This window comes from Pseudomonas sp. RL_105y_Pfl2_101 (assembly GCF_963970585.1).
GTDB lineage: Bacteria > Pseudomonadota > Gammaproteobacteria > Pseudomonadales > Pseudomonadaceae > Aquipseudomonas.
The window spans coordinates 1-13,878 of the sequence record NZ_CAXAPG010000056.1; the positions used below are offsets into that span (position 1 = coordinate 1).

Consider the following 13,878-nt stretch of genomic DNA (forward strand, 5'->3'; position numbering starts at 1 on the left):
CTGAGAAAAAAGATGAATGCCTTCTGGGGAAACGACAGCGAGGACGTTTGACCTCGCTGCCAGAACGGCAACAACTCGTTGAACGCTTTAACCATGCCGTCGCCTCTGGCGCGCGCAAGGCAGTGGCTTGCGCAGAGATCGGCCTGTCGCTACGCAGCCTGCAATCGCCGGTGCGTGGGCAGTATTACTACCTGTATTTGATCGAAGACATCTACAGCCGCAAGGCCGTGGGCTGGGAGGTTTACGAGTGCGAAAGCGGCGAGCGGGCGGCCGAGCTGATGCAGCGCACCGTGCTCGGCGAGCGCTGCACGGGCCAACCCCTGGTGCTGCACTCGGACAATGGCGCGCCGATGAAATCGGTGACGCTGCTGAGCAAACTGTACGACCTGGGCATCACTCCATCGCGCGGACGACCACGAGTGAGCAACGACAACCCGTACTCAGAGTCGCTGTTTAGAACCCTGAAATACTGCCCACAATGGCCGCAGGATGGCTTTGTCGATTTGGACGCAGCACGCAGTTGGGTGCGCGACTTTATCCGCTGGTACAACCATGAGCACCGTCACAGCCGCATCCGCTTCGTGACCCCGGCGCAGCGTCATCGTGGAGAGGATCAAGAGGTGCTGGCCAAGCGTCATGCGCTGTATCAGCAAGCTCGTAATCAACACCCGCATCGCTGGTCAGGTGCAACGCGAAATTGGCAATCTATCGGAGCCGTCACGCTCAACCCAGAGCGGGAGCAACCGACACTGAAAATAGCAGCTTAAAAACACGGCTGACGCGACAACTACCTTGCAAAACGCCGCAGGCAAGTGGATCAAAGTATTCAAGGCCGTAGTGGAAGACTCGGATATGGAATGGGTGTTCATCGACGGCAGCTATGCCAAGGCTCATCAGCACAGTGCCGGCGCTGTCGGCGGGCGTGACGAGGCCATAGGAAAAAGCCGGGCAGGCAACACCAGCAAGATCCACTTGGCGGTTGACGCCTACGGTCTGCCGATCGAGTTTGAAATCACGGGGGGCCAGATCAATGACTGCACCCAAGCCCCCAGCCTGATTGCCAAACTCGACAGGGCTGAAACGATCATCGCGGACAAGGGTTATGACAGCGAAAAAATACGCACTCAGGTTGAGCAGCAAGGCGCCAAGGTCGTGATCCCGAGAAAGCGTAACTCATTGAAAGGAAACGGAGATCTTGATAAATGGCTTTATCGGAACCGGCACTTGGTTGAGAACGCTTTCGCCCGATTGAAGCACTATCGGGCAGTGGCTTCTCGATTCGACAAGCTCAAACGAAATTATGAAAGCGTGCTAGCCATGGCATGCGCCTTCCTTTGGTTACCCATGTGAAACGGCAACAGCCCCTAGGACCGTTCACCCCTCGACACCCAACAATGATCGAACTGTGTTCATCGCGGGCGAACCCAGTGCTGGATAACGTCGACCCACGCCAACCATGAAGGCGACGAAAAGGGCAAAGCGCATTCATAGGCGTTCTGCTTGGACAAACGAGCAACTGGTGAGTTAAGAAAAAATCCGCATAATCGGCTCAAATCAAGATTTTCTTGGCACACTGAAAAAAATCCACGCCCGGGACAGAAAACTAAGGATTTACCATGAACTCTGCTGGATACGCTTGGCTACAGGAGTCTCTGCGGCTTTCAAGCTTCCCATTGCGCCGACCGGCACGGGTGCAGCCCGTAACCCGTATCGAGCAGATCGGGGAAACCTTGGCTGTGCCGGCCAACGTAGCCCCCGCACCAGATGACCTTTTGGGACACCTATTATTTGCGCTCAAACATGAGGGCATCAATCTCGCCATATTGGCCCAGGCGCTTCCACAAATCCCGGCTGCGGCCATGGAGGCCGAGTTCGAAAGAGCCCCTAACGGTATATACATCCGAAAAGCTTGCTTCCTACGTGAAGCCTTCACCGGAGAAGAGCTGAGCCAGCCGTCGCCGGTGCGCGGAGCATTCGTACCGCTATTCGACCCACAGCTTTACGTAACAATGCCCGGGGAGCGCAATTCCCGCTGGAGGGTGGAGTTCAACGGTATTGGAACACTTGCGTATTGCGCCACCGTTGAGCGCACCCCTGAGATTGTCGCGCTCTTGGAATATGACTTATTGGCCCGCGCTCAAGATTTCATTCAAAACCTGCCGTCGGGAATGATGGATCGAGCCCTCAATTGGGCGTACCTCCACGAAACCAGAGATTCGTTTGCAATAGAGAAGGAGTCGCCAAGCGAGGACAAGTCGCGCAAATTCATTAAGCTGCTGCGACAGGCCCACGAGCGTATTCCACTGAGCGAGGATTATCTGGTCCACCTTCAGAATGCGACGATTTCAAACCCGCTCGACATGGCGGGCGCATTTCGCCACGCGCAAAATCATTTGGCCGGCCCACTACAAGGCGCGGCAGGCGTTACATACGTACCACCTCCACCCGAACTCTGTCGGGAGTTGATGGAACAACTCATGGTGCTGGGTAACGACGCGCCGGGACGTATTGATCCTCTGGTAGCCGCCGGCGTCATTTCATTTGGCTTCGTCTTTCTTCACCCGTTCATGGACGGGAACGGCCGCCTTTCACGCTTCCTGATCCATCAAACGTTGTGCCGCGCCGGTGCCCTGGAGAACGGGCTGCTCCTGCCTGTATCTGTCGCAATGAAACGTGAGGAGCGGTTGTATCTGGAGACGCTGGAGCAGTTTTCCCGACCGGCGCGAGAGTTCTGGGATGTCCAATGGATTGATCACGGCCAATTCACATTCGATTTTATCGGCGATCCTGCAATCTACCGCTTTTGGGATGCGACACCAGGAGTCCGTTTCACTTTGGAAATGGCGAAGCGTGCGATTGAAGTCGAGCTTCGTGAAGAAACCACCTTCCTTGAGAACTACGACCAGATCGTTCGAGCAGTCAACGAGGCTTATGACGTGCGCGGTAGCGATCTGGCCAATCTCGTGATGATGTGCCTGACGAATAATGGGACAGTTTCGAAGAGCCGTCGCAGGCAGTACCAGTACTCAGTCCCGGCTGAAGTGTTCGACTACATCGAGCAGACGACACAATCTTTGCTTAGGGAGCAGCAACCGGAAAAGTGACTGCTTGCGCCAAGCTACGCATAAGAAATCCTGCGCCTATTGAAGAAAATTAAGGATTTCCGCCATGACGGTTCACCCGTCAGCATAAAAATTGATCGAACGGAATTCATTGAAAGCGAACCGTGTGCTGGATAACGTCGACCCACGATAGCCACCAGGGCAGTTCGCAATAGCTCGGTTTGAGCGCTTTAAAGGGCGCTCGCGAGTTAAGAAAAAATCCGCATAGCCCAGAAAAACACGGCCATTCATCAAGTTTGATTGACGGTACGCTCAAAGGCGAATAGCGCTTATCCCTGAGCGCGAAACCAGTTGCCTCCCAGCGGCTATAACTGGCGTAGGAACCCCGTCGATGGTTGGGACATCAGCGTAGGGTGAGACCTCCACACCCCTGCTTGAGGGTGTGTATATGAATATCAAGCTTAAAATTCGAGGGCTACTGTCAAGTAGCCCTTTTCTTTGCCTGTCACAAAAGCGTGTAGCGCTTGTACAGCAGATCGCCATGGCGGTGCTTGTTGAGCGACTTCGCGTCAGTGTGCATGAAGTTCCACAGCATCTGCCCCTCGAAGAACACAACGCTTATGGGCCACACGAGTACCGGGGAGGTTCGTGCCCAACAAGGGCAGGGATACCTCCAGTTGCTCCAGGGCCTGAGTCCAATAGTTCAAGCTGCGCACGTGATCGGTCTTATCCATCATGCGGGACTCCTCAGCGTTGCGTGACGCTGTCAGTAGCTTTTTTCCTGCCGCGCTCTTCCAGCAGCGTTCTCGGCAACACAAACCCTTCAAAGCTGCGCTGGGTAATCGGGTTGTTGGCCTTCTCCGCCCCAATCCGATAACGCATCAATCCATCAGCGACGGCAAAGGTCAGGTCCACGCTGGTGTCGGTTCTGCCATTGAGGTGCCCGCGACTGAGCAGGCGGAACAACGACCACGGCCCGCGATAGCTCATGCTGGCGGTGTTGCCGGTGCTGTGCACCAGGGTCAACTGGCTACCGTTGGTGTTGCCCAGGCTGTTGGGCCACACCAGTCCTGTGCGTTGCGGCGCGCCGTGTTGGTAGGGGATCAGTTGGCCGTCGACGCTGAGCATGCTGCTCAGGCGGGTGGCGCTCAGGGCCAGGGGTTCGATGGTGAGTTGCACGGCCAGGTGGCCACGGTGGTTGAAGAAGGTGTCACGAATGCGCTCCGCCTTCTTGAGCTGTTCCAGTACGTCGCTGCGCACCAGGTAGCCACCGAGGCTGTCTGAGTACAGAGCATCGAGGTTGTCCTTGAGAAACACGTTCAGGTATTGATCGTGGAACTGCTGCAGACGCCCTTGTGGACCGAAGAACGCTTCAAAGTCGTCCAGCGAGGCGTCCTCCCCGCTGACCTTGAATGGGTAGCGACCCGCCAAGCGCTCACGGTAGAAACTGTAGATTTCACTGTCCCAGCGTTTTTCCAGCTCACGCAGGGCAGCAATCACCAGCACCTGTGAGGTCTGGTCGGCGAGCTTTTTGACGTGTTGGTTCAGCGGCTCGGGCAGGCCCACGGCGACGCGTTGCAGGTTGGCTATCGGGTCAGCACCGTCCAGGGAGAAGCGGTTGAGTACGGTTTTGAGCGCCGCCTTGCCGGGATCGGGGTTGTCGTGCACGGCTTTGGCGTAGTCGTAGACGGCGCTGACTGAGCGCAGAGTTTCTTCGTAATAGGACGGCTGCTCGCCTCGCGCAGCGATCAATTCCGCCAGGCTGGAGAACGCGCGCCGGATACCGGCGGCTTGTTGCTGGCCGTCCGATACCTTGTCCATCGAGAGCGGTGCTTGCCCCTCGACCAAGGGCACCGCCGGGTAGATCACGCTGTTGTCGCGCAAGGTTTCCAGCAAACGCCGCAATGGCGCGGCTGGGCCGGTGACCTGTTCCAGCACCGCCACGCCGTGGCTGAGATCGTCGAAGTCAGTCACCGCGAACTGATTCAGTGCGCGTCGCCAGCTGTCGACGTAGTCGGCACTGTAGAGGGCGCGGATACGCTGAGTCAGCACTTTACGGTCTTCGTCGGAGTAGTCCAGGCGTTGCCGCTCGCCGAGCACCCACTGGTCAATCATCGCCAGTTCGATGATGCCCTCGGTGCCGGGTTCGAAATAGTCCTTGAAGCCCTTGGCAGTGAGCAGCGGCGGCAACTGCAAGCCGCTGCCCTCTTGATCGGTGTTGAGCGGGCGATAGACGATATCGAACGCCGGCCCCACTTCGTTGCGCAGGTCCAGCGGGCGATGCAAACGCTCCAGGGCATCCTGTTTCAGGCTCAGGTAGACCCGTTCAGCCATGGGCAACTGGCGCAGTTGCTGCTGCACCTGACCAATGCGTTCACGGTAGTGCCGCAGGTCGGCGTCGGCGTATTTCAGCGCGTAGCCCAGGTGTCCCATCAGATCGGCCTGCAACTGGCCTTGGCCAGGATAGGCGCGCTGCCATTGCTTGGCGACCCATTCTTCGACGATGGCTGGGCGGCGGTTTTGGCGTTCTTCGAGCATGCGGTACACGCGCAGGGCCGCCAGTTGCTGATTGCTGCCGGCGGGCGCGGTGTTGATTGCATCCAATACACCGCTGGCAATCGCCGGGAGGAAGCGTTTGGACAATAAGTTCAGATAGGCCTCATCCACGGTGGGGCCAATCGCCCTCCCCTGATATAGCCCCATATCCGACAGCAACGGCCAGGCTTGGCGATAGTCGCCGAAGACCAGCACCGCATCACGGATCTGGTCCAGGGGCAGCAACAGGTTGCGCCCGGTAGGGTCGACCTTGGCGTCGATGTCCCGCCCACTGAACTCCTGGCTCTTGGCCAAGACGTTGGCCGCCTTGTCGCGGTTGATGTTGAAGTAAAACTGCCAGGTGCCGATGACGACCAAACAGCCCAAGGAGGCGACGCTGAACCCGGCGATCAGCAACCGTCGCTTGTTGCGGGCCACCTTGATGTTGTCGCCCGCCAAGCCTGCTTCGGGGTAGATCACGCGCTGGAACAGTTGCTGGGCAAAGTAGATGGCCGTGCCAGCGGCTGGTTTGACCTCGGGTGGCGGCGGCGGCAGTTGATAGGCTTGCCCCGCTTCTTTGACGAAGGCATTGCTCAGGGTGCCCTGCTGAAGCACCGAGGAAAAATACAACCCGCGCACCAGCGCTGGGGTGGTGAAACGATCGCTGCCGAGCATTTCGCTGAGAAAGCCGAACAGTGCCGGGCGCAAGCCCGCTATCTGATGCATCAGCGCCTGCAAGCGATCACGCTCATCCAATGTACGCGAATCCCTGGTGCTGTTGAAAACCTGTTCGCTCAGGCAAGCGACAAAGGTCTGGTATTGGCGCGTCAGTTCCGCCAGCCAGGCATCGAAATCCTCCACCGCGTCCAGGCTGAAGGTGAAGCCCAACAGGTCTTCGCGCCCACTGCGCGACAAGCGGGCGAAGAACTCTTCAAAGCCCTCCAGCAGGTCGAACTTGCTCAGCGTCACGTACACCGGCAAACGCGTGCCCAACTGCCGCGTCAGCTCAAACAGCCGAGTGCGCAGCAGGTTGGCGTGGGCCTTGCGTTGTTCGGGACGCTGCACCAACAAGACCTGCACATCGATCACCAGGACCACGCCGTTCAATGCTCGACGGCTGCGGTTGCGCGTCAGCCAGTCGAGCAGGTGCGACCAAAGGCGCGCATGGGTGCCGGTGGGCAGTACCGGTTTGACCTTGCCCTGTTGCTCGACGTTTTCAGCCGGTGAGTCCGGATGGCTGAGGAACTCACCCGGAGGGTCGATCAACACTGCCTCGTCACCGATCCACCAATCCACCGGAAAGGCCAGTTGCTCTTCCTGATGAGCCCTCACTCCGGCCTTGGTCACATGGGATAACGCAAAGCTTTGGTTGGAACGCGTGATCAGGCTGGTCTTGCCGGCATTTTCCTCGCCCAGCACCAGGTACCACGGCAGTTGATAGAGCGAACGGCGGCGCTCCATATTGTTCAGCAGGTTGCCCAGGCTGCGGTCCAGCGCACGCTCCTGCGCCTCGATATAAGGCAGGCTGGGATCGGCTTGCACCGCGGCCTCATGTTGGCGCTCCACCTGCAGACGCTGGTAACGATTACGCACCCGCCACGCCCAGATCAGCAGCGGCATCACCAGCACCACGACACTGGCCGAGACGCGCACCGACAATTCACTCAGCGGTTGATGCTCGCGCCAGGTCCATTGCGGGCCTAGCCACCAGATGGCGATCAGCAAAAACACTACGCCCAGCAGCACCAGCACCGGCAATGCCTGGTTGAACTGACGCAGTACCGGCAGGAACCAGCGTTTGAGGTAACTCCAGACCGATTTCATGAGGTGCTCCGTGCATATTTGTAGAGTGCGCTACCCGTGAATGAACAAAACCGCTTTCCGTCCAACAGCGCTGTTCCTTTACCCATTAGCCTTCGTCCCACGGTCATGGCTTGCGCTCCGCAAAGCTGGCGATGAACTCATCGAGGATGCGTTTGCTTTCGGCAGCTTCCTCGGCACTGGGCCCGCGAATATTGGCCCAGGGATCCGGCTTGGGCGCGACCGAGCCGTGGCGGATGCGCACCGACTTGAGGATTGCGCCCCAGACGGCCATGGCTTCGTAGTCGGTTAGGGAGGGGTTGACGGGTTCTGGGCTCGCGGGCTGTTGCCAAAGCGGGAGGTCGTAGCCTTTGTTGGCGAATTGGGGAAGGGTCCAACGCACGAGGTCTTCTGGTTCATCGGGGTCAATTGGACCTGCGCTCATACCCCCTGCTGAAAGGCGGATACTCATGGCAGGGCGGCTTAGAGAGGGATTGTCGCGATAGTTCTCACTGACAAAGAGTATCTGACGGTGAGTATCGTCACTGAAACCGATCAGCGACTCTTCAGCTTGCATGTCGGCCAGCGTGATTTTTCCAGCGCGCAAATTTTCATAATCGCCAGCGAGAAAAATTTGCCCGTCTTTTGGAGTGCGGACGTGCAAGCGCTCTTCATCATCAGGTGATAACGCGTTGATGTAGATGTCCAGCGAGACATCCGAGGCAGGAGGACCAAAATCAAAACTGGCAATCTCCTGATCGTGATGGCTGCGAATCACAATCGGCCCAAGCGCAAACCCCGCGCCGGCATTTTCGGGGGTGACCTTGAAGATTTCCTTTGACAGCTTTAACAGTTGGGCTTGAACAGGATCCGTATCGCCGTCGTAGGATTGAGCTCTGAGCATGACGTAGACATCGTCGATCAGCAGATGAGACTCATGAACGAACGTTTGGCGGCGTGTTGCTTGCTTGTAGTACTGCAGCAACTTTTCCCTGGACGAGACAACTTTCGCCGACACCAACATCGACACATCTGAATTCTTATGGTTTTTAACCGCTGAAATACGACGCGCCCGCTCATTCAACGCCGCATCAAACCGCTCCTGCGTCACCCCCTCCCCCAAGATCAAGACCTCAACGCTTGAGTGATCAGCTCCCAATCCGTAGTACAGCTTCACATCGCCGCCGCCCGTCCAGTTGGCGGGCAGATCGATCAACCCACGGCCCAGCGCCCAGGTGCGCATGTTGCTGGTCAGTTCGTGCACGGTGTGTTTCTCCTGTTCACTGGGCTTTTTGAGAGCGGCGCAACCGCTGAGCAGTGCAACCGTCAGGCACGTTAAAAAATGTGGCAGCCTACGCAGAAGAGGCTGGAAGCGTTGGCGATGAACGCGCCGACAAGGCGACCTAGGCGCGCTCATCATTGATCTTTGTCCTCAGGAAACGGCTTGCGCTTTTCAAAACTGGCGATGAACTCATCGAGGATGCGTTTGCTTTCGGCAGCCTCTTCGGCACTGGGCCCGCGAATGTTGGCCCAAGGGTCCGGCTTGGGCTCGACTGAGTTGGGGCGCATGCGCACGGATTTGAGGATCGCGTCCCACACGGCCATGGCTTCGTAATCGGTGAGGGAGGGGTTGACGGGTTCTGGTGAAGCGGGTTGCTGCCAAAGCGGCAGTTCGTAGCCTTTATTGGCGAATTGGGGAAGCGTCCAGCGCACCAGATCTTCGGGCTCGTCGGGACCATCTGGCTCTCCTTTCATGCCACCTGCCGATAAACGGATACTCATGCCAGGCCGAGCCAGCGAGGGATTGTCCCGGTAGTTTTCGCTCATGAAGAGTATTTGACGGTGAGTGTCATCGCTGAAGCCGATCAGGGACTCTTCAGCTTGCATGCCGGCCAACATGATTTTCCCTGCCCGCAAATTTTCGTAATCGCCTGCGAGAAAAATTTGCCCGTCTTTTGGAGTGCGGACGTGCAAGCGCTCTTCATCATCAGGTGATAACGCGTTGATGTAGATGTCCAGCGAGACATCCGAGGCAGGAGGACCAAAATCAAAACTGGCAATCTCCTGATCGTGATGGCTGCGAATCACAATCGGCCCAAGCGCAAACCCCGCGCCGGCATTTTCGGGGGTGACTTTGAAGATCTCCTTTGACAGTTTTAGGAGGCGTGTTTCTACAGGGGCGATGTTCCCATTAAAGGAGTCTGCACGCAGCATGACATAGACATCACCAATCAGCAGATGAGACTCATGCACGAACCAATCCGCAATCTCAACGCTCTCGTAGTACTGCAATAATTTATGTTGTGCCGTTTCAATTTTCGCCGAAACCAACATTGACACGTCGGAGCGATTGTAGTTTTTTACAGCCGCAATCCGACGCGCGCGCTCATTCAACGCCGCATCAAATCGTTCCTGAGTAACACCCTCCCCCAACACCCGCACTTCAACGGATGAATGATCGGCGCCCAGCCCGTAATACAGCTTCACATCGCCGCTACCCGTCCAGTTGGCAGGCAGATCGATCAATCCACGGCCCAGCGCCCAGGTGCGCATGTTGCTGGTCAGTTCGTGCACGGTGTGTTTCTCCTGTTCGGTGGGCTGTTTGAAGACGGTGCACCCGGCAACCGCTCCAAACAGCAGGCCAGTAAAAAACACGGTCAACCTGCGCATAGAGGCCTCTTGGCTTTCGCTGCGATCTTGATGAGGGAGTAAAGAGTGAATTGCTGGGTCAACGGATTGGCGTAGGACGCCTCGTGATCGAAGCCGGGCGCCTGGACTTGCTGGCGGACCGAATCCTTGCGCGCCTGCCTGATCGGCGCACGACCAGAACTCACCGGAACGGTGCCGTCACCCGCGCCATCCTGCATTTGGCAATGCAGTTCCCAATAGCTGGTCTGCACGGTCCTGACCGGCGCGTCGGGATCACCGCGCAGTGGTGGCACGGCCTCGGCTTGCCCTCCTACGTAGACCGGACTGCGCCCATCGTCGCGCACCTCATGCATCTGCAAGCTGGACACCGTAAAGGCATCGGGGCTTGAGGCATGGGGGCCATTGAGACGAGACCCGCGGCGCATTTTCCAGGTGATGGATTCGAAGCTGGGGTGTTTGTCGTCATTACCGTAATAGACGTAGGTTTGGGGGTGATATGAGCCAGCTATATCCTGGTGAAACTCCTTTGCGCTCAGGATGTTATCCGCGAAATCTTTCCAGGTGATCGGATCCCCATCCTTCGGCGCCAACCACTCTTCACGCAGCAATCCCCACCAACGGTCGCGGCGTAGATAAATCTCTTCGTAGGGGTCTTTTGCCGGCTGGCGCGGCATGGCCGGCCCGCCTCGTTCGTCGATCAGCCGCAGCCAACCCGGGGCGTAATCCTGGGTGGGCAGCAATTGCAAGGCACCGGGCGCCTGCGCAAACACAGCCGTGACTTCCTGGCCGGTCGGGCCAATGACCGCACCGGCAATAGGGTCCTCATCCCCCATGCCGACCTTGCAGCGGCGGTAAGCGACCGGCGCGCCAATGGCGGGCATCACCCCATGGACCACACCGGCAATCTTGTCGGCCATGCCCGGCAGCTGCGCGCATCGCCTTGCCACCAGCCCGCCCATGGAATGCGTCACCAGAATGACTTGCTGGCAATTGCGGCCGTACTGGTGCATCAGCTCGTCAATGCGCTCGGCCAGCCTTGACGCCGCCTGTTCGTTGGAATCCAGCCAGTTGTAACCGCAGGCATGCACCGGCATGCGGTAGCCGCCACGCGCCACCAACTCGCCGGATAGAATCGACGGCAACTGGGCTGCCAGGTTGGCCCCCAACCCGGGCATGGCAATGGACAGTTCAGGCTTCAACCGAGTGATGTGCGTGGGCCCCGGCTCGACGGCAACGGTGTGCAAATGCTCCGGCTGGATGTCGAATTGCGGCCATTGGTGGGGCAGGAATTGGCTGTTCAGCGCGTCTTCCAGCCAAAGCAGAAAAGCGTGATAACTGGTTTCGCTGACTTCGCCCCAGCCACGCTCTCGATAGCGTTTGGTCAAGGCCAAGGCTGCCTTTTTCTTGTCTGGCTCTGGCTGGGTAATGACCGTTCCTACGGCGCGTTTAGGCACCGCTCCTTCGTTATCAACTTCCACCCTGGCCGGATGTAGCAGACGTTGCCGCACACCCGGTTTTTTGTTGAACCAGTTTCTCGCCAACCACATGTTCTTACCCATGAACCCCGCATCCAGCCGCCAGACGGGCCCCGCATTTTTCGTTTTCTTTTTTTTCTCTTTCTCCGGCTTGCTCTTCAAATTCGACCCCATGATCCCCGGCACAAAAATCACCGGCAGCACCCCATCCGGCGGCAAGATGCAGTGCACCGGGTCGGTGATATGGCTGGGCGTGAGGGTCCAGGTATGCACCGGGTTACCGCGCGCGTTGTAGGTCATGGGCGCTACACGCGGCGCCGTCGGGTTATCGGTCATGCGGGGTCTCCGTTTTCAAGCCATTCCAGTACAAGCCCTTCCAGCGTCATGCCCTGTTGCAGGATGACAAAGCCTTCGCCGTCGCTGCGGCCTTCGAACCGTGCGCCGTCATTGCGGACCAAGGCATAGGCGCGGTTGCGGATGGGTTGACCGTCCGGGAAAAAGGTTTGGAAGCGCTCGTTGAACGAGGTGGTGGGCCAACTATTGAATTGCGCGCAGGCATGGCTTGGGTCGAGGAAGCGCTTGTTCGCGGCCTTCACCGTGAAATCACCGGGCATGCCCATTTCGATATTGCCGCCCTGCATCTTGATATAGGCGCCACCGCACAGCAGAGTGATGTGCTTGTCCGCCGCCACCAGCACATGTTGTTGGCTGGCGCTGATTTCCACGCTTTGATCGGCCTGCACCTGAATGCTGTTGTGCTGGGCCTGCAATAACAGTTGGCCATTCTGGGTGATATGGCGCATGTCACCGCCCTGGGCGAATAGGCCCAGCTCGTCGCCTGCATTGATGACCACTTTTTTACCGGCGGTGAGGTGCTGGTTCTGCTGTGCGACGCTGTCGATGTGTTCGCCTGCACCCAGGGCGATGCTGCGGGATGTGGCGGCGGCAATACCGGCAGGCCCGCTCAAAGCGATGATAGGTTGCGCGCCACTGCCGGTGCCATTGGCCTGGTCGTTGGCGCCGTGCCCTAGATGGTTTACGGCGTCGGTGAGGGCCTGTTGCGGTTGCGAATCCTGGGCGATGCCTTGGGCAACCTCAGCCGATACCCCCAATTGCTTGGCCAACGCCAGGGCGGCTTGCAATATCTCGACTACTTGCCGACGTTCCAGTTGCCCGGCACCGGCCTTCAGTTGTGCCTCGGCGCTCAGCAATAAACCTTTGGCCCCGCGCAACGCACCGTGACCATCGGTACGCAACTCAAACCCTTCGCCCCTCGGTTTTCCGCCACTGTAGTGGCGCGGATGTGTGAGGTAGCCCAGGTGCAGAGCGCTATGATCATGATCACTTATCAACGCCGCACTGATTTGCGCAGGGGTGTCGTCGATGCGCAATTCGTTGGCCCGGGTGCCGTTGAACTCGCGGCTCTTAGTTGTCGCTATTGCCTTGAGCTTGGGCAGCTCATACGGCGGCAAATTGGTTTGCCGGTACGCGGTCCCCGTGGCGATCGGCTGGTCAGGATCCCCGTCCAGATAGCTGATCACCAGCTCCTGACCCACGCGTGGGATGGCCATCGAGCCCCAAGTCGCTCCGGCCCAGCCCTGGGTGACGCGGATCCAGCAGGAGCTGTGGTCGTTGTTCTTGTCCGAGCGATCCCACGGGAACTGCACTTTCACCCGGCCCCATTCATCGCAATAAATCTCTTCCCCCGGTGGCCCAACCACCGTGGCAATCTGCGGGCCGTCAATGCAGGGTTTGTCTCGCAACGGCGCTTTCCAATCCGAGGTCCAGCGGATGGCTGTGGCATTCAAGGTGTAAGAGGTGCCGAGTCCGCTACCAAACGATTCTTCCTGCAAGCTGGTGTGCTGCTTGCCTTCGTGCTGGATGGCGATGGTGCGCCAACGGTCATTGAAGTCTTCGCGTGGATGCTCGTTGAGGTCGAACGCCAACCCCGGTTGCAGGCGTTCATCGTCACCTTCCACATGGGCCAATTTGGCGTCGTTGCGCAGCGCCGCCAACCGTGTCTTGGTAAAGGGCTTGCCGGCGATGTCGCGCTTGTAGCGCCCGGGATAGTCGTAGCGTTCGTAGTCCTTGTGCTGGTTATTCAGGTCCTGGTCGCCGGTGGCGGTGTGCTGCTGGTTGTAGCGCGGGTGGGTGAAGGTGTAGTCGCGCTGCACCTGCACGGCGGTGCGCACCTGTTCGGTGTAGTGGAAGCGGGTCAATGCCGGTTCCAGGGCATCGCCGCCACTCATGGGTTGGTAGATCACTGGGCAATCGGTGTGGGTGCCGATGGTGCCGAGGCCGCCGACGCGGTCGGTGAGGACGAGGGTGTGGCCGTCGGCGCGGTGTTCGAAGGTATA

At 58.5% G+C, this 13,878-nt stretch carries 7 protein-coding genes and 1 pseudogene; 3 read left to right on the forward strand and 5 right to left on the reverse strand.

Annotated features, from left to right (window positions below; translation table 11 throughout):
* The 3 genes and pseudogenes from AACY31_RS27540 to AACY31_RS27550 all read left to right on the forward strand — a co-directional run.
* On the forward strand, nt 1-767 hold a 767-nt coding region (locus AACY31_RS27540), incomplete at its 5' end, for an integrase core domain-containing protein (RefSeq protein WP_339505468.1).
* Between the two features lie 31 nt (nt 768-798).
* Nucleotides 799-1,350 (forward strand): annotated as a pseudogene (locus tag AACY31_RS27545) (IS5 family transposase); the annotation flags it as partial.
* A gap of 266 nt (nt 1,351-1,616) precedes the next feature.
* Entirely contained in the window at nt 1,617-3,104 is a 1,488-nt protein-coding gene (locus tag AACY31_RS27550; RefSeq protein ID WP_339483569.1) for a Fic family protein, read from the forward strand.
* Between the two features lie 705 nt (nt 3,105-3,809).
* Here AACY31_RS27550 and tssM read toward each other — a convergent pair.
* The 5 genes from tssM to AACY31_RS27575 form a co-directional block, all read right to left on the reverse strand.
* Nucleotides 3,810-7,421 (reverse strand): type VI secretion system membrane subunit TssM, encoded by a 3,612-nt coding sequence (gene tssM, locus AACY31_RS27555; protein ID WP_339493150.1) that lies wholly within the window; start codon nt 7,419-7,421, stop codon nt 3,810-3,812.
* Nucleotides 7,422-7,524: 103 nt separating this feature from the next.
* A complete protein-coding gene (locus tag AACY31_RS27560) occupies nt 7,525-8,661 on the reverse strand; it encodes a T6SS immunity protein Tli4 family protein (protein WP_339505469.1) in 1,137 nt (378 codons plus the stop codon).
* Nucleotides 8,662-8,813: 152 nt separating this feature from the next.
* Complete coding sequence (locus AACY31_RS27565; protein WP_339505470.1) at nt 8,814-10,067, reverse strand: T6SS immunity protein Tli4 family protein; 1,254 nt, start codon at nt 10,065-10,067, stop codon at nt 8,814-8,816.
* A complete protein-coding gene (locus AACY31_RS27570; RefSeq protein WP_339505472.1) occupies nt 10,055-11,857 on the reverse strand; it encodes an esterase/lipase family protein in 1,803 nt (600 codons plus the stop codon). The genes AACY31_RS27565 and AACY31_RS27570 overlap by 13 nt, the downstream gene beginning before the upstream one ends.
* On the reverse strand, nt 11,854-13,878 hold a 2,025-nt coding region (locus AACY31_RS27575), incomplete at its 5' end, for a type VI secretion system Vgr family protein (protein WP_339505474.1). The genes AACY31_RS27575 and AACY31_RS27570, both read right to left, overlap by 4 nt.